Here is a 17,342-nt window from a genome sequence, read left to right as displayed (position 1 = left end):
TGATAATCAGCAAAATAAATAGGAAAAACAATGATAAGGAATTTATTAATATTCTCATTAAAAAATCGTTGGACAGTTGTTGCCATCGGTATTCTTTTAATGGCGGTAGGATACTATTGCTTTACGCAACTGAAAATTGAAGCCTATCCTGATATTGCAGATACAAATGTAATTGTAGTTGCGCCTTTCCCTGGTCGCGCCGCCGAAGAAGTAGAACAACAGGTTACTGTTCCAATAGAAAGAGCTTTACAAAATACGCCAAATGTATTGGATCGTAGAAGCCGTACTATTTTTGGTTTAAGTGTTGTACAGTTAACCTTTAAAGACGGTACAGACGATTATTTTGCCCGTCAGCAGGTATTAGAGCGTTTATCATCCGTAGAACTTCCCGATGGGGTTTCTCCCGAATTAGCGCCACTATCAACGGCTGTCGGTGAAATTATGCGCTATGTAGTGGAAGCACCACCAAGCTTCACCCCCACTCAACTACGTGATCTACAAGATTGGGTGATTAAACCAGCACTTTTACAGACCCCTGGAATTGCAGATGTGACAACATTCGGTGGACCAATGAAGCAATATCATATTTTTGCTTCGCCTGAGAAGTTACGCAAATACAGCCTGAGTATTGCTGATATCGAAACAGCTGTTGATAATAATAATCAAAATACTGGGGGAAATATCATAAATCGTGGTGGGCAGGGTTTTGCTGTTCGCGGACTTGGAGCTATAAAATCGGAAAATGATATACTTAACATAGTACTGAAGTCGGTAAATGGCATGCCTATATTTGTTAGGGATGTGGCGAACGTTGAGGTGGGTCCACCACCACCAAATGGTGTGTTGGGTTATACTGTTACGGCCGACAGTATAGATGTTAATAATGGTGTGGAGGGAGTGGTTTTATTGCGTAGGTATGAAAACCCAAGTGATGCCTTAGCGCAATTAAAACAGCGCATACAGGATGTTCAGGATCATGATTTGCCCGAGGGTGTAAAAATCCGCCCGCTTTACGACAGGAGCTTCCTTATAAACCATTCTTTGGAAACAGTTGCGCATACGCTCTTTGAAGGTGTAAGCATTGTCATCATCCTCTTAATCTTTTTTCTCGGGAGTGTTCGTAGCGCGTTGGTAGTGGCATTGACCATTCCTTTTTCCTTGCTCTTTGCATTTATATTGATGCGATTAACCGGTATTCCGGCGAACTTGTTGTCGTTAGGAGCCATCGACTTTGGAATTATAGTAGATGGCGCATGTGTCATGGTAGAACATCTTATTCGAAGATATCGAAGTGCAACTAAGGAAGAGAAAAGTGAAGGGATTATTAAAATCACTTTGTTATCCGCTCAGGAAGTAGGTCGCGAGATCTTCTTTTCCGTAACCATCATTATATTGGCTTATATGCCTATTTTATTAATGACACGTGTAGAGGGTAAGCTATTTTCACCCATGGCATTAACGCTGGCCTTTGCAGTTATAGGATCTATGATTGCCGCGTTAACAATCATTCCCGTTTTAATTTCCTTTGTTTACCACAAAGCGCTCAACAACCCTGATAAACCTTTAAAGGAGCGCCGTAACCGGATATTGGATTTTATGGAGAATGCTTACGGTAAAACATTACAGCAATTTATGGGAAAATATAAACTTACCGTTATTGTTGGTTTTTCGGTGGTAGCAATTTTTATCTTAGCTGGAGCAAAATTAGGATCAGAATTCCTCCCCTCTCTCGACGAAGGCTCTATATTTCTCCGTGGCAACTTCCCATCTGGTATTAATATTCAAGAGAATGCCAAATACGCTCCACTTATTAGAAAAACAATCGCTAAATATCCGCAGATTGCTTTTGTTATTACCCAAACGGGTCGTAATGATGATGGTACTGACCCGTTTCCTGCCAATAGAAATGAAATTTTAGTGGGCTTAAAAGACTATAAGCTGTGGAGTGATACCATTGCTAAAACTATCTTAGTAAATAATATTAAAACTGATCTATCCCAAGCACTACCAAGCGTTAGTTTCTCCAGTGGTCAGCCAATTATCGATCAAGTGATGGAAATCGTAACAGGCTCAGCTGCGGATTTAGCTGTTTCTATTGTTGGCGAGGATTTAAACATGATGCGACAGAAGGCAGATAGCATTGCGAATATCGTTCGGAACATGAAAGGAAGTGAATCTGTGAATATTGAACAAGAAGGACCCCAAGAACAGATAGCAGTCAAGATAAATCGAGAGAATGCCGCACGCTTTGGGATAAACATCTCGGATATTCAGAATATGATTGAAGCTGCCATTGGGGGTAAAACCATCTCCGAAATATACGATGGAACAAAACGATATGATATCGTGGTGAGATATCTTCCGCAATATAGAGACAACATCGACGCTTTAAAAAGTTTATTAGTAACGTCTGCTTCAGGAAATTTGATTCCGATGAATCAATTAGCAGACATTGGTTTTATGGAAGGTCAAACGAATATTTATCATTACGGAAGTAAACGAATGATAACCGTTCGCACGAATATTGAAGGCAGGGATCAGGTAAGTTTTGTAAAGGAATTACAGCGGAAAATATATCATCAAATACATATCCCTAAAGGTTATGATATCATTTATGGAGGACAATATGAAAATTTGGAAAGAGCAGGAAAACAACTTCTATTTACTATTCCTTTAACCATTACTTTAGTATTTGCTTTTCTCTACCTCTTGTACCGCAATTTCAAAGATACTTTCTTAACAATGAGTTGCATTCTGTTCGCTTTAGGAGGTGGAATTATTGCTTTACTATTGAGGGGGTATTACTTTAACGTATCTGCCGGTGTAGGTTTTGTGAGCATTTTTGGAATTTCAGTAATGGCTGGTGTACTCATTGTCTCTTCCCTCAATCGGAAATTCAATAATTTATCTACCTACGCGCTTCCTATAGAACAGCAAAAACAATTAATTGGTGATACTTCCAAGAAGCAGCTGAGGGCAGTCTTAACCATATTAGTTGTTGCTATAATAGGTCTTTTTCCTGCAGCCACCTCAAGTGGGATTGGTTCAGATGTACAAAGACCCTTAGCAACTGTTATTATTGGAGGTTTAACAAGTACATTATTATTTGCTCCTTTATTAATTCCACCGTTGTTTTGGTGGGTTAATCGAAAAAAATCGAAAGGAGATTAGTTAAAAATTAAACAAAAGCAGCGAATGAATACAGTGCTGCTTTTGTTTATTCCTCTATATAATTCAGATCTTTATCGAAGCTTTCCTTTAGCTGTGTTAATGCGAATATAGCAACAGCACTCAATAAAACAACCATAATTGTCGCAGCTGTGATGATATTAAATTGGTGCACAAAAAATTCAAATAAAAAGGTACTTGGCACCAAAGCGCCTCTAACAAAATTTGGTGCAGTAGTAGCCACCGTTGCCCTTAAATTGGTTCCGAATTGCTCGGAAGCAATGGTCACAAATGTTGCCCAATATCCTACCGCAAAGCCCATAAAAAAAGCTAGCCAAACAAACTTCTCAGGAGTAATACCAGCACTCATAAGATACCAAATTGAACTTATTATAATCATTAACTGAAAAAAGAAAACAGCTTTTTTCCTTGATTTGGTGATTTGGGCATAGAGTCCTGCAAAAACATCACCTAAGGAAATTCCTATATAAGCATACATAATCCCTTTTCCTGCGCTTAAGGGTTCGGTAGCACCTAATGCCTGGCCAAATTCAGGTGCTTGCGTAATTAATACCCCAACAACAAACCATATCGGCAAACCAATGAGTAAACAATATAAATATCTTAAAAACCGTTCTTTTGTTTGAAATAGCATCAAAAATTGACCTTTTACCACTTTTTTCTGTTCCGCCTGCTTAAACAGTCCAGATTCAAAAGTTCCCACACGCATGCCTAAAAGTAACAAACCCATACCGCCTCCTACCATGTAGGCATTTCGCCAATTAAAATGCTCCGCCACATAAAATGCTGCAATTGCACCGAGAACACCTATTCCAGCGATTAACATGGTTCCGTAACCGCGCTTATTCCGGGGCATGCTTTCGCTCACCAAGGTTACTCCTGCTCCCAACTCCCCCGCGAGTCCTATTCCTGCAATAAACCTAATCCATGCATAAGTATGTACTCCCTGTACAAAGCCATTGGCAATGTTGGCTAATGAGTACATTAATATAGAACCAAAAAGAACCTTCACCCTGCCATATTTGTCGCCAATAATCCCCCAGATCACACCTCCCAGCAGAAGACCAATCATTTGCATGTTTAATACATATTCTCCGTCAGTCCGCATAGAATCCGTCGATACTCCTATTTCTTTAAAACTTGGAACTCGTACGATAGAAAAAATAACCAGGTCATAAATATCTACGAAATAACCTAAAGAGGCAACCAAAACGAGCATCCATACTTTTGACGTTTGTTGCGTTAACTGTTCATCTTTCATTCGGCTAGCATTCTAGTAATTGCTGGGCTAAAATAGAAATTTTAGTCAAGTATTTGTTAAACATTCACATAGTTTAAACTTAAATTATGTCCAATAGAAAAATCTTATTACTTTAGCCAATCTTGGCGGTTAACGGTATATGCCAACACGCATTTAATCTATATTCATGAAGGTTTCAGAGCGTACATTAAAATGGGTAATGCGTTTATATCCTCCACTCCTATTCCAACGAATTTGGGTAAAGAAATTTCATAAAGGTTTTAAGGGGGTAGATGTAAAAATTGTCCGCAGTATACTTAATAGAAATTACAATGCTTCTATTTTTGGTGGAACTATTTATGCCGCTTCAGATCCTTTTTTTGCTTTATTATTTGATCAGATATTTAAGAGAAAAGGATACAAAACGCGGGTCTGGCTAAAAAGTGCTTCTATTGATTATATTAAGCCTGGACGTACTTCCCTATATTTTCAGATAAAAATCACGGAGAAAGAAATTGACCAGGCAAAAAACGACTTAGATAACTTAGGAAAATTTATCAAAAAATTTCCGATGGAGATAAAAGATAGTAAAGGTGTTTTATGCGCGCAGGTGATAAATGAGGTTTACGTTAGAAATCTGAAATATCGAGATGAGCAACCTACGATAGCTTACTGATATCTTTTCAACCATCATTACAATTGGGCTTTAAATAAATTATTTTAGATGAATGTAAGAGCAACTATAATAAGAGGAGAAGGCGAACAGATTGACTTTAAGAATAAAATCAGCAATGAAAGTAAAATAGCCAAAACATTAGTAGCTTTTGCAAACAACAAAGGGGGCAGATTACTCATTGGCGTTGCCGATGATGGCCATATTACAGGAGTAAAGAATGAAGATGAAGAACGATATATTCTCGAAAAAGCAGCCAATAGATATTGCAAACCTGTGGTAGATATTAAATTTGAGGAAACGTTTGTCGACGATAAATTAGTGCTTATTGCCGAAATTCCCGAAAGTGATACAAAACCACATTATGCGCTTGGGGAAGACGGTAAATGGTGGGTTTACATTCGAGTAAAAGATAAGAGTATTCTCGCCGGAAAGGTAGTTGTAGATGTCCTAAAGAGGCATGCTGAACCAGAAGGCGTTTTAATTGCTTATACAGAAAAAGAAAAACAGCTATTGAGTTACTTAAATGATAATGAGAAAGTATTGCTCATAGACATTTGCAAACACCTTCAGTTATCCAGAAGAAAAACACAGCGCCTATTGGTAAATATGATTTTAGCGGGAATTATAAAAGTTGATACAACGAGGGAAGCCGAATTCTATCTACCTGCCATTATTTAAAATAAAATAATAATAACATGATTAAAATATTTATAAACACTCTTTTATTAGGTGTATTCTTCATTGCCTGCAATAATGACACAAATAACAACAAGCAACTTCAAACAGAAATTATAGCAGTGCACGATTCCATAATGCCGATGATGGGTACTTTTGTACGCGATAATATAAAAGTTAAAAACCTGCTCATAAGGATGGATAGTTTACAAAAGATAACGCCAGGCCTTGATACCTTAAAAGAGAAAGAGGCATTAAACCAGTTGCAGATTACGTTGGGGCATGCGAACGAATCTATGACAGATTGGATGCATGATTTTGAGCCGGCACCAGAAAACAAGAATGCTGATGAGGTTAAAATATATCTTCAAAGTGAGCTTGAAAAAGTAAAGGTATTAAAGGACAAATTTGCGGCGGCCGAGCAACAAAGCAAACAGATCCTAGGAAAATATAGCAAATAAGGCGCCACATAAAAACAAAACGACCATATCAATGAAAGGATACCCAGCATTGCTTATTGTAATGCTATTTTTAATAGCGTGCGGTCAAAGCAATAAAAAGCTCCCTATATTAGGAGAAAGAGAACCGACTACAAAGGAAATAGATGGTAAAATGGTAACTGATACGATTTATCAAACGATACCACCCTTCTCTTTCATTAATCAAGACAGTGTTATCATTAACAATAAGGATTTCGACAACAGCATATACGTGGCCGATTTTTTCTTCACCTCATGCCCGAGCATATGTCCTATTATGAGTAAAAACCTATTAAAAGTACTCAATAAGTACAAAGGTAATAAGGAGGTAAAAATACTCTCACATAGTATAGATACGAAGTATGACACCCCCTGGGTATTAAAAAAATATGCCACAAAACTTGGTGTAAATGGTGATCAATGGCAGTTCGTGCATGGCTCACAGGAATCGATTTACGGTATTGCCGATAAATATATGGTTTACGCAAAAGAAAACAGCAGTGCTCCCGGTGGTTTTGAGCACCAAGGGTGGCTCATTCTTATTGATAAAGATAAAAGAATTCGCGGTGCCTACGATGGAACGAATGATGAACAAGTTTCACAATTGATGGATGACATGGACATATTATTAAAAGAATATCATTAATATGAGAAATCCGCTCATTTCCATTTTGTTTGTCTGTGCAGTAATTTTAGTTCTTGCCAATGCATGCCAGGGAGAAGAGGAAATAAAGAAAGCTCAGTTCTTTGCAAATGGAAAGTCATTATATACGAGCAATTGCGAAAATTGCCATAGTCAAAATGGTGAAGGACTGAGTGACCTTTACCCTCCCCTAACGGATACGTCTTTTCTTCGTGGCCATAGAAATCAATTGGCTTGTTTTGTCAAATACGGAATAGGACAACAATTAACCGTAGACAATCGGAAATTTGACACGAAAATGCCTGCAAATAGCAATTTAACAGATCAGGAAATTGCTTATATCCTAACTTATATAGGAAATTCATTTGGAAATGAATTGGGACTTATCAGTACAGAAGAGGTAAGTACTAGTTTGAAGAATTGTGAAATCGTTGAATAGTTAAGTGGTTAAATAGGGAAATAGTTGAGTAGTTAAGTGGTTAAATAGTTCACTAGTCTAATAGGAGAACCGTTAAATCAGTTTTGGAGTATGATCACTTATCGCTCATGCTCACAACTCGTAACTGGCAACTCACAACTAATAAGGTTATCTTGCTACCAATAACAAATAACCAACAACTAATAACCAACATACCTATTTCCAATTTTAATATTTTTATAGTAGGTTTGCAGGAAAAGTAAGCTGATCTATCGCCGCATCTTATAGATGAGGAGGAAAGTCCGGGCAATACAGAGCATCTCGCTTCCTAACGGGAAGGTCCCGATTCGTCGGGAACGGAAAGTGCCACAGAAAATAAACCGCCCCGATTATCGGAGTAAGGGTGAAAACGTGAGGTAAGAGCTCACGGCCTTGTATGGCGACATACATTGCGGTAAACCCCGGGAATTGAAAGGCCAAATAGGTTCTGAAATGGGGTTGCTCGCTCCCTTCGCTTTTAGCGGATTCAGAATGGGTAGGTCGTTTGATCCTATGAGTGATTGTAGGGCTAGATAAATGATAGATATCCGCCTGCTGGCGGAAACAGAACCCGGCTTATAGGCTTACTTTTTATTTAATCAACATATAATTGCGAATATTACGCAATATACAACTATGACTAAAATATTAATTATTGATGATGAACGTGCGATAAGAAGTACGTTGCGGGAGATATTAGAATATGAAGATTATCACGTAGTAGATGTTGATAATGGAATTGATGGGCTTGAGGTTCTCAAAAAGGACAATGTCGACTTGGTGTTATGCGATATAAAAATGGGCAGAATGGATGGTATGGAAGTGCTATCAGAAGCTCAGTTAATAAAACCTGACCTACCATTTATTATGATATCCGGTCATGGTACAGTTGAAACTGCCGTAGAAGCTAGTAAAAAAGGAGCCTATGATTTTATCTCTAAACCGCCCGATTTAAATAGATTGCTTATCACGGTGCGCAATGCACTTGAGCGTGGAAATTTAGTTACAGAAACAAAGGTTCTTAAACGTAGGGTTAGTAAAACAAGAGAAATATTAGGCGAATCAGAAGCCATCTCGAAAATAAAAGAAACCATTGAACGCGTTGCTCCTACAGAAGCAAGGGTGCTCATTACTGGTGCAAATGGAAGTGGTAAAGAGCTGGTAGCTAGGTGGCTACATGAAAAGTCTAATCGAGCTAATTCTCCTCTGATTGAAGTTAACTGTGCTGCTATACCTTCTGAGCTAATTGAAAGTGAACTATTTGGACATGAAAAAGGATCTTTCACGTCGGCGGTAAAACAACGCATTGGTAAATTTGAGCAAGCAGATAAGGGAACACTTTTTTTAGATGAGATTGGGGACATGAGCTTATCAGCCCAGGCTAAAGTTCTACGTGCTTTACAAGAAAATAAAATTACCAGAGTTGGCGGGGATAAAGAAATAGAGGTAAATGTACGTGTTATTGCTGCAACAAATAAGGACCTCTCGAAAGAAATAGAAGCAGGTAATTTTAGAATGGATTTGTATCACCGTTTAAGTGTAATTCTAATTCATGTACCTCCTCTATCGGAAAGAAGAAGTGACATTCCCACCATTGCTGAACAATTTTGTGAAGAAATTTGTAGCGACTACGGTATGCCTATCAAAAAAATATCAAATGGTGCTATAGACGCATTGAAATCTCTTCCATGGACAGGTAATATCCGCGAGCTACGCAATATGGTAGAAAGACTTATTATATTGAGTGATAAATCGATAACAGATAAAGACGTCTATGCGTATGCTAATCCTGGAGGACCTATTATAGAACCTTCTACAACAGAAACAGGAGGGAAAGTTGATCCACCAACTGTTATTGCAGGTTTTAATCATTTTGATCAATTTTCGTCTTTTCAGGAATATAAAGACTATGCGGAAAGGGAATATATAAAATATAAACTCGAAAATAACGCTTGGAATGTTTCTAAGACTGCCGATGACATTGAAATTCAGCGAAGTCATCTTTATAGTAAAATCGAAAAATACGGTTTGAAGAGAGAGAATTGAGATAAGAAAGCTGGTATCAAGTACCGAGTATCAAGTATCAAGATATTTATTAAGTTCTACATCTATCTTGCTACTTGCGTCTTATATCTTGCTACTTAATTCCACATCGGATTCTGTGGAAATCCTGCTACATGTGCGTATCTTGGCCCCAAACTAATGACAGCTTGCTTCCATAAATTTTCCTCATCATTTACGAATACAATATCCGGATTATAGCTGTTTCCTATCATCCAGGTATTTTCTTTTAATTCTTTTGCTAATTGTCCGTCTCCCCATCCCGAATATCCTATAAAAAATTTGATTTCGTCCATCCGGATGGATCGATCATTAATCAACAGCTTTAATGCTTCAAAATTCCCACCCCAATAAAGCCCTTCTCTTATTTCAATTCCACTATTTAAACGATCATAACATTTATGAATAAATTGCACGCTATCTTGTCCCACTGGCCCGCCAACAAATAACTGATATTCTGCATCTGGCATATCAAGCATAACGTCTTTTAGAAGAAGTGAGCTCGGTTGGTTCAAAACTAGTCCCAACGATTCTTCTTCACCATGTTCACACAACAAAATAACTGAACGTTGGAAATTAGGATCTAACATGAATGGTTCGGAGAGCAGTAAGCTACCTTGTTGTGGGGTTATGTTGCTAAGCATATGCTATTTATATCATTAAGTATAATCTTTTACTACAAATATGAGGCCGAAATTTTAAGCATATAACAATATGTTTTGCAGATTTTGCCCCCCAACAGATTTCAAACTTAATTTACCATCAATTTACATATTTAAGTCTTAATAATTAGTATGTTTTTTTAAGTTTGTACTACGGGAATAACAAATGGCATAATAATACAGTGGATGCAAAAGAATATTAATATTGAAGATATAAGAACTGACTATCGTCTACTAGAACTAGATGAAAAACAAGTAGATAAAAACCCTTTAATTCAATTTTCAATTTGGTTTGAACAAGCCGTACAGGCCGGCTTAGAAGAAGTAAATGCGATGACTTTAGCCACCGTAAGCACTAATGGGACCCCTAATGCGCGTATTGTTCTTCTTAAAGATTTAGAAGATAACGGATTTGTTTTTTACACAAACTATCAAAGTAATAAGGGGCAAGAACTTACAGCTAATCCGAATGCTTCTCTAGTCTTTTTTTGGCCGGCTTTACAAAGACAGGTAAGAATCAACGGTTTAGTAAAAAAAGTAAACCCCGAGACATCCGAAAAATATTTTCACAGTAGACCAATAGAAAGTCAGTTTGGAGCTTGGGCTTCCCCTCAGAGTCAAGTCATTACAGATAGAAACGTTTTGGAACAAAACTTACAGTCAATCGTTGCAAAATATAAAGATCAAATAGTACCAAAACCACCACATTGGGGAGGTTACAAGCTCTTACCAACTTTAATTGAATTTTGGCAAGGTCGTGCTAGTCGTTTACACGATAGAATACTTTATACTAAAATTGACAAAGGTTGGAATATAGAAAGGCTTGCGCCATAAATGATGGAATTAACAGTTATTAAAGACATCCTTTTGTCTAAATTTGGACAAGAATGTATAGTAGATGAAGAATTGCAAGGGTTGCAACCTGCTTTGATTATACACGAAGATTATATTGTGCGTGTTTGTACCGAATTAAAAGAAAATAAAGAGACTTGGTTCGACTTTTTATCGTGCATTTCGGGTGTAGATTACGGCGAAGAAGGGTTTGGTGTGGTTTATCACCTAGCGTCCATTCCGTATAAAACACAATTAACACTAAAAGTAAAACTTGCGAACATAAGGGAAGAATCTCAGCTTCCTAAAATAGAGAGTGTCAGCAGCGTTTGGCGAACTGCCGAATGGCATGAACGTGAAACATATGACTTAATGGGAATATTTTTTGATAAGCATCCCGACCTTAGACGCATTCTCTTACCTGACGATTGGCAAGGGTATCCTTTACGAAAGGACTATAAAGACGCGGAGCTTTATCATGGGATACCAATTAAGTAGAGACAATAAAATATTATAGACAACGAAGTGAGTACAACGGATACACATGCGGCCTTAAAAGCCTACCAGGAAAAAATGGCAAACTTAGGCCCAGAAGAAATGGTTATAAACATAGGGCCGCAACATCCATCCACCCATGGTGTATTAAGATTGGAAATTATTTCTGACGGAGAGATCGTAAAAGAAGTTGTTCCACACATGGGATACCTGCATCGTTGCTTCGAAAAGCATGCAGAATCCATGAATTATGGAAAGACGATCCCATTTACTGATAGAATGGATTATTTAGCATCAATGAATAACAGCCATGCTTTTGTTATGGGGGTTGAACGTATGCTTGGTATAGATAAACAAATTCCGAAAAGAATCGAATACATTCGTGTACTAGTTTGTGAGCTAAATAGAATTGCTTCCCATCTGATCGCGATTGGCACATATGGTATTGATATTGGAGCATTTACGCCTTTTATGTGGTGTTTCAGAGATCGGGAACACATCATGAATATGCTAGAATGGGCCTCTGGCTCACGAATGCTCTACAATTATATATGGGTTGGGGGTTTATTTTACGACTTACCTGTAGGCTTTGAAGAACGATGTAAAGAATTCATTGATTATTTTAAACCTAAATTGGTTGAATTGGATGAATTATTAACAAACAACCAAATTTTTATTTCAAGGACGGCCAATGTTGGTGTATTGCCTTTAGAAGTGGCTATCAATTACGGTTGCTCAGGACCGATGTTACGTGCATCTGGCTTAAAATGGGATCTACGACGTGTTGATGAATATTCTGCATATCCTGAGATCGAATTTGATATTCCAATTGGAAAAGGAGAAATGGGTGCAAAAGGTGATTGTTGGGATCGTTATAAAGTGAGAGTAGACGAAATTGTAGAATCCGTTAAAATCATTGAACAATGTTTAGAAAGGTTACAAAAAGAGTTAAAGCGAACACCCGACTTTGATCCGAGAGGCTTTGTCCCTAAAAAAGTTTCTCCAAAAGCGCAAGACTATTATATAAGGGCTGAAAATCCAAAAGGTGAGCTGGGATTTTATTTTATTACAGATGGCCGTTCTGATATTCCAAAACGCGTCAAAGCTAGGGCTCCAAGCTTTAACAATCTCTCTGTGCTTCCTGAATTGTCGAAAAACATACTCATTGCAGATTTAATCGCTATACTCGGTTCTATTGATATTGTATTGGGCGAAGTAGATCGGTAGGTGTTGGTTATTCGTTATTCGTTATTAGTTGTGAGTTGCCAGTTACGAGTTGTGAGTCTATTTAACTATTCAACTACTTGACTATTCAACTACTTGACTATTCAACCACTTAACTATTCAACTATTTCCCTACTCTACTATTTAACTTGATAGTAATTTCGTTATTTACTATTATTTTTAGTATAATTGCATGTTGAAAGTAATTTTTTTAGTAAACGTATTGCTCATTTATGTGCTATGGTAAATATTAGTAATATTCTGTACGGAAATTTCGAGATGCCAATGGTTATAGCTAGTCTTTTAAAAACAAAAGCCGTTCAGAGACTACAAGGTATACATCAAAGTGGTGGCATCTTTCTTATTAATCCACAGGCTTCCCACACCCGTTTAGACCATTCAATCGGTGTAATGCTTTTAATAAAAAAACTTGGAGGAAGTGAGATGGAACAGATTGCAGGTTTACTTCATGATATATCTCATACAGCTTTTTCACATGTTGGGGATTACGTTATGGAAGATCTAACAGAGAGTTATCATGAAAAAGTATTTATGGAACTATTGCTAAAATCAGATATTCCAGATGTCTTGCATCAGTACGGTTATCACATTCAAGAAATAACGGAAGGAAATTTTGAAATCTTAGAGCAACCCTCACCGAACTTATGCGCAGACCGTATAGATTATACGCTTCGAGATGCTTTACAATATGGTTTAATAAGTAGAGAAGAAGCCATTAATTTCATTAGGTTTCTTTCTATTAGAAACAATAAGATTGTTATTGAAAAGGAGAATCAGGCCATTTGGATCAATAATTTATCAAAAAAAGTAAATCAGGAAATTTATAATCACCCCGAATATGTTTATGCTAACATACAGTTAGCAAAGATTATAAAAAGAGGATTAACAAAGGGTGTTTTAACGGCAAATGATCTTTTTTTAACTGACACGTTATTACTTAACAAAATTCGTAGCACATACGAAGGAGTAACGTCAATAAAAGCTATTAAGTCGCTCGAAGGTTTTAAAAATTTCTTAAGAGAAAAAGCGGAAATTCAGATTAAAAAACGATATATAGACGCCACATATTCTTGAAAATAAATTTTATTAATAAATACATAAAATCTTTCATTTTAGCCACTATTATCATTGTGATATACAATATAAAATGCTATTTTTACCGCAAAATTCTTAAATAATGAACATTCACGAATATCAAGGTAAAGCTATATTGAAGAGTTTCGGAGTGCGCATTCAGGAAGGTATCGTTGCTGATAATCCTGAACAGGCGGTAGAAGCTGCGAAAAAGTTAAAACAAGATTTCAATTCTGACTGGGTTGTTGTAAAAGCGCAAATCCATGCAGGGGGTCGCGGAAAAGGCGGCGGCGTTAAACTTGCCAAAAACATCGATGAAGTTAGAGAGAAAACAAAAGCAATCATCGGCATGCAATTGGTAACTCCTCAAACTGGCCCAGCTGGCAAGAAAGTAAATAAAGTGCTTATTGCACAAGACGTTTACTATCCAGGTGCTAGCGAGACTAAAGAGTTTTACATGAGTGTTTTATTGGATAGAGCACATGGTCGTAACATCATTATGTATTCGACAGAAGGTGGTATGGATATCGAAGAAGTTGCAGAAAAAACGCCTCATCTAATTCAAAAAGAAGAAGTAGATCCAGCGATTGGTTTACAAGGTTTCCAAGCACGTAAAATTGCTTTTAATTTGGGGCTAAGTGGTGCTGCTTTTAAAGATATGACTAAATTTGTTGCTGCTTTATATAAAGCTTATGACGCAACTGATTCTTCTCAATTTGAAATTAATCCGGTTCTTAAAACATCTGATGACAAAATATTGGCTGTTGATGCGAAAGTAAATCTAGACGAAAATGCTTTATACCGTCATCCAGATTATGCTGAATTGCGTGATTTGGCCGAAGAAGATCCTACTGAAGTAGAGGCTGGTCGTTCAAATTTAAATTATGTTAAATTAGACGGGAATGTTGGATGTATGGTAAACGGTGCCGGCTTAGCAATGGCCACCATGGATATCATTAAAATCGCTGGTGGTGAACCTGCCAACTTTTTAGATGTTGGCGGTACGGCAAATGCTGAAACTGTAAAAGCAGGCTTTAATATTATCCTAAAAGATCCTAACGTTAAAGCAATTCTTATCAACATTTTTGGAGGTATTGTTCGTTGTGATCGTGTAGCTCAAGGAGTGATAGACGCTTACAATGAAATTGGAAATATTCCGGTACCAATTATCGTTCGTTTACAAGGAACTAATGCTGAAGAGGCTAAGAAACTTATTGACGAATCTGGTTTAAAGGTATTTTCTGCTATTCAATTAAAAGAAGCAGCAGATTTAGTTTCAAAGGTACTTTCATAGTATTTTTATTACTAAAGTATATAACCATTCAAGAAACCTTCGGAAGAAATTTCGGAGGTTTCTTGTTAAAAATCTGCTGCACCCAATCATTAAAATTCAATTTTATAATATGACACATACAAGAATAAAGGAACTTTTAAACAGCACCGAATATGGTAGAGAAGTTATTGTAAAAGGATGGATAAAAACGTTTAGAAATAATCAGTTTTTAGCCCTTAATGACGGTTCTTGTTTAAGTAATATTCAAGTAGTTGTTGATTTTGAAAGTACGGACGAAAGTATATTAAAGCGATTAACTACTGGGGCGGCAGTGGCTATCTCCGGTACATTTATAGCATCGCTTGGCAAAGGACAACGTGTAGAGGTAAAAGCGCATCAAATTACCATTTTAGGTGATAGCGATCCGGAAAAATTTCCATTACAACCAAAAAAACATAGTTTAGAATTTCTGAGGGAGATTGCTCATTTACGCTTTCGAACCAATACATTCAATGCTGTTTTTAAAGTACGTAATGCCTTATCATTTGCCATTCACCGCTTTTTTAATGAGAAAGGATTTGTTCTTATACATACACCTATCATTACTGGATCGGATGCAGAGGGCGCTGGTGAAATGTTTAAAGTGACCACATTAGACTTTGATAAAATTCCACAAAATGAGGATGGTAGTATTAATTTCAAAGAGGATTTCTTTGGAAAACCAACTAACCTCACCGTTTCAGGACAGTTGGAAGGTGAGCTGGCAGCATTAGCCTTTGGGAATATCTATACATTTGGTCCTACTTTTAGAGCTGAAAATTCAAACACTACAAGACACCTTGCTGAGTTCTGGATGATAGAGCCTGAGATGGCTTTTTATGAACTGAAGGATAACATGGACCTAGCGGAAGAGCTTTTAAAATATGTTATACGATATGCACTTGATAATTGCACGGAAGAGATCGAATTTTTAAAAAACAGACTGTTAGAAGAGGAAAAAAGCAAACCCCAAAATGATCGTTCGGCTTTAGATCTTGTTGATAAATTAAATTTCTGTCTTGATAATGATTTTGAACGACTAACATACACCGAGGCGATCGATATACTTAAACATTCGAAGCCAAATCAAAAGAAACAGTTCAAATACATTATTGAAGACTGGGGGGCTGATCTTCAATCGGAGCATGAGCGGTATTTAGTTGAAAAACATTTCAAGAAACCAGTTATTTTAACAGATTATCCAGCAGCTATTAAGGCCTTTTATATGCGCATGAATGAGCCTGATCAACAAGGACGTAAAACGGTTGCTGCCATGGATATTCTATTTCCTGGAATTGGCGAAATTGTAGGTGGAGCACAGCGGGAAGAAAGATACGATTTGCTTACTCAAAGAATGACGGAAATGCATATACCAACTGAAGAGATGGAGTGGTTTTTGGATACAAGGCGTTTTGGTTCTGTTCCGCATGCAGGCTTTGGACTAGGATTTGAAAGATTAGTTTTATTTGTAACGGGTATGACCAACATTCGAGACGTAATTCCGTTTCCAAGAACACCTAAAAATGCCGAATTTTAACTAATATATAGGTTATAGGTTGCTCAAGTACCAACTTATAACCTATAACTAGGTTCAGATGTAAAACTTTTTCATCAACGTTAGGTTATATACTGTATTATCTTTAAACATACAACGTATTATTTACACTTATAACGCCTGCTATGCTATTGAAAATATATCCAGAAAACCCCAATGAACGTGCGCTAGATCAAGTGGTAGACGTGCTCAAAAAAGGGGGGATAATTATTTATCCAACAGATACTGTTTATGGTATTGGCTGCGATATTACGAATCATAAAGCGATCGAGACCGTATGTAAAATACGGGGACTTAAACCTGAGAAGGCCAATCTTTCCTTTATCTGTTATGATTTAACAGATATTGCACAATATACAAAGCCGATTGATACAGCTACTTTCCGTTTATTAAAAAAATCGCTTCCAGGCCCTTTTACCTTTATTTTTAACGCTAGTGGCAAAGTTCCTAAACTCATGAGCTCAAATAAAAAAACAGTAGGTATACGCGTTCCCAATAATAACGTTGCAAGAGAGATAGTAAAGAAATTGGGCAATCCAATCGTTTCTGCTTCTATACATGATGACGATGAAATATTAGAATATGCGACAGATCCAGAGCTGATATATGAAAAATTTGAAAACCAAGTTGATATCGTAATTGATGGTGGTTATGGAGATAATGAAGCTTCTACTGTTGTAGATTGTACGATGGGTGAATTTGAAATATTAAGACAGGGAAAAGGTGATTTAAGTCAATATCTTTAACA

At 37.1% G+C, this 17,342-nt stretch carries 16 protein-coding genes and 1 other RNA gene; 15 read left to right on the top strand and 2 right to left on the bottom strand.

The window, feature by feature from the left end; translation table 11 throughout:
• Window positions 1-30: 30 nt before the first annotated feature.
• A complete protein-coding gene (locus tag BMY50_RS02405) occupies window positions 31-3,171 on the top strand; it encodes an efflux RND transporter permease subunit (RefSeq protein WP_093317828.1) in 3,141 nt (1,046 codons plus the stop codon).
• Window positions 3,172-3,217: 46 nt separating this feature from the next.
• Here BMY50_RS02405 and BMY50_RS02400 read toward each other — a convergent pair whose 3' ends face one another.
• The gene (locus tag BMY50_RS02400) at window positions 3,218-4,450 is read right to left on the bottom strand and encodes an MFS transporter (RefSeq protein ID WP_093317822.1); all 1,233 of its coding nucleotides are present in this window, start codon (window positions 4,448-4,450) and stop codon (window positions 3,218-3,220) included.
• A 166-nt stretch (window positions 4,451-4,616) separates the two neighbouring features.
• Between BMY50_RS02400 and BMY50_RS02395 the strand changes: the two genes are divergently transcribed.
• From BMY50_RS02395 to BMY50_RS02365, 7 genes are all read left to right on the top strand, one after another.
• Window positions 4,617-5,105 (top strand): DUF4442 domain-containing protein, encoded by a 489-nt coding sequence (locus BMY50_RS02395; protein WP_093317820.1) that lies wholly within the window; start codon window positions 4,617-4,619, stop codon window positions 5,103-5,105.
• A 48-nt stretch (window positions 5,106-5,153) separates the two neighbouring features.
• Window positions 5,154-5,783 carry an AlbA family DNA-binding domain-containing protein gene (locus BMY50_RS02390; RefSeq protein ID WP_093317819.1) on the top strand — a complete coding sequence of 210 codons (630 nt, stop codon included), beginning with the start codon at window positions 5,154-5,156 and terminating at the stop codon, window positions 5,781-5,783.
• A gap of 17 nt (window positions 5,784-5,800) precedes the next feature.
• Window positions 5,801-6,241 carry a hypothetical protein gene (locus tag BMY50_RS02385; RefSeq protein ID WP_093317818.1) on the top strand — a complete coding sequence of 147 codons (441 nt, stop codon included), beginning with the start codon at window positions 5,801-5,803 and terminating at the stop codon, window positions 6,239-6,241.
• 31 nt (window positions 6,242-6,272) lie between these two features.
• Window positions 6,273-6,905, top strand: coding sequence for an SCO family protein (locus tag BMY50_RS02380; protein WP_093317817.1), 633 nt, complete (start codon window positions 6,273-6,275; stop codon window positions 6,903-6,905).
• Between the two features lies 1 nt (window position 6,906).
• A complete protein-coding gene (locus BMY50_RS02375) occupies window positions 6,907-7,341 on the top strand; it encodes a c-type cytochrome (RefSeq protein WP_093317816.1) in 435 nt (144 codons plus the stop codon).
• Between the two features lie 235 nt (window positions 7,342-7,576).
• Window positions 7,577-7,954, top strand: an RNA gene (rnpB, locus tag BMY50_RS02370) — RNase P RNA component class A.
• A gap of 41 nt (window positions 7,955-7,995) precedes the next feature.
• Window positions 7,996-9,405: a sigma-54-dependent transcriptional regulator gene (locus BMY50_RS02365; protein ID WP_093323503.1), complete on the top strand. Its 1,410-nt coding sequence runs from the start codon at window positions 7,996-7,998 to the stop codon at window positions 9,403-9,405.
• Window positions 9,406-9,500: 95 nt separating this feature from the next.
• Here the strand turns inward: BMY50_RS02365 and BMY50_RS02360 are convergent, their stop codons facing one another.
• Window positions 9,501-10,064 (bottom strand): YqgE/AlgH family protein, encoded by a 564-nt coding sequence (locus BMY50_RS02360; RefSeq protein WP_093317815.1) that lies wholly within the window; start codon window positions 10,062-10,064, stop codon window positions 9,501-9,503.
• Between the two features lie 204 nt (window positions 10,065-10,268).
• Between BMY50_RS02360 and pdxH the strand changes: the two genes are divergently transcribed.
• The 7 genes from pdxH (at window position 10,269) to BMY50_RS02325 (ending at window position 17,340) form a co-directional block, all read left to right on the top strand.
• The gene (pdxH, locus tag BMY50_RS02355; protein WP_093317814.1) at window positions 10,269-10,916 is read left to right on the top strand and encodes a pyridoxamine 5'-phosphate oxidase; all 648 of its coding nucleotides are present in this window, start codon (window positions 10,269-10,271) and stop codon (window positions 10,914-10,916) included.
• A 3-nt stretch (window positions 10,917-10,919) separates the two neighbouring features.
• Window positions 10,920-11,411, top strand: a complete 492-nt coding sequence (locus tag BMY50_RS02350; RefSeq protein ID WP_093323499.1) for an NADH-quinone oxidoreductase subunit C — start codon at window positions 10,920-10,922, stop codon at window positions 11,409-11,411.
• A 75-nt stretch (window positions 11,412-11,486) separates the two neighbouring features.
• A complete protein-coding gene (locus tag BMY50_RS02345) occupies window positions 11,487-12,635 on the top strand; it encodes an NADH-quinone oxidoreductase subunit D (protein ID WP_093323492.1) in 1,149 nt (382 codons plus the stop codon).
• Window positions 12,636-12,872: 237 nt separating this feature from the next.
• The gene (locus tag BMY50_RS02340) at window positions 12,873-13,727 is read left to right on the top strand and encodes an HD domain-containing protein (protein ID WP_093317812.1); all 855 of its coding nucleotides are present in this window, start codon (window positions 12,873-12,875) and stop codon (window positions 13,725-13,727) included.
• Window positions 13,728-13,830: 103 nt separating this feature from the next.
• On the top strand, window positions 13,831-15,021 hold the full coding sequence (gene sucC, locus BMY50_RS02335) for an ADP-forming succinate--CoA ligase subunit beta (RefSeq protein WP_093317787.1): 1,191 nt from the start codon (window positions 13,831-13,833) through the stop codon (window positions 15,019-15,021).
• 109 nt (window positions 15,022-15,130) lie between these two features.
• Window positions 15,131-16,576 carry an asparagine--tRNA ligase gene (gene asnS, locus BMY50_RS02330; RefSeq protein WP_093317786.1) on the top strand — a complete coding sequence of 482 codons (1,446 nt, stop codon included), beginning with the start codon at window positions 15,131-15,133 and terminating at the stop codon, window positions 16,574-16,576.
• Between the two features lie 143 nt (window positions 16,577-16,719).
• Window positions 16,720-17,340, top strand: coding sequence for an L-threonylcarbamoyladenylate synthase (locus tag BMY50_RS02325; RefSeq protein ID WP_093317785.1), 621 nt, complete (start codon window positions 16,720-16,722; stop codon window positions 17,338-17,340).
• Window positions 17,341-17,342 lie beyond the last annotated feature (2 nt).

The sequence above is a fragment of the Olivibacter domesticus genome, assembly GCF_900109575.1.
Taxonomy (GTDB): Bacteria; Bacteroidota; Bacteroidia; order Sphingobacteriales; family Sphingobacteriaceae; genus Olivibacter; species Olivibacter domesticus.
The sequence above is the reverse complement of the archived record's forward strand: the minus strand, read 5'-3'. Positions and strand labels throughout refer to the sequence as shown.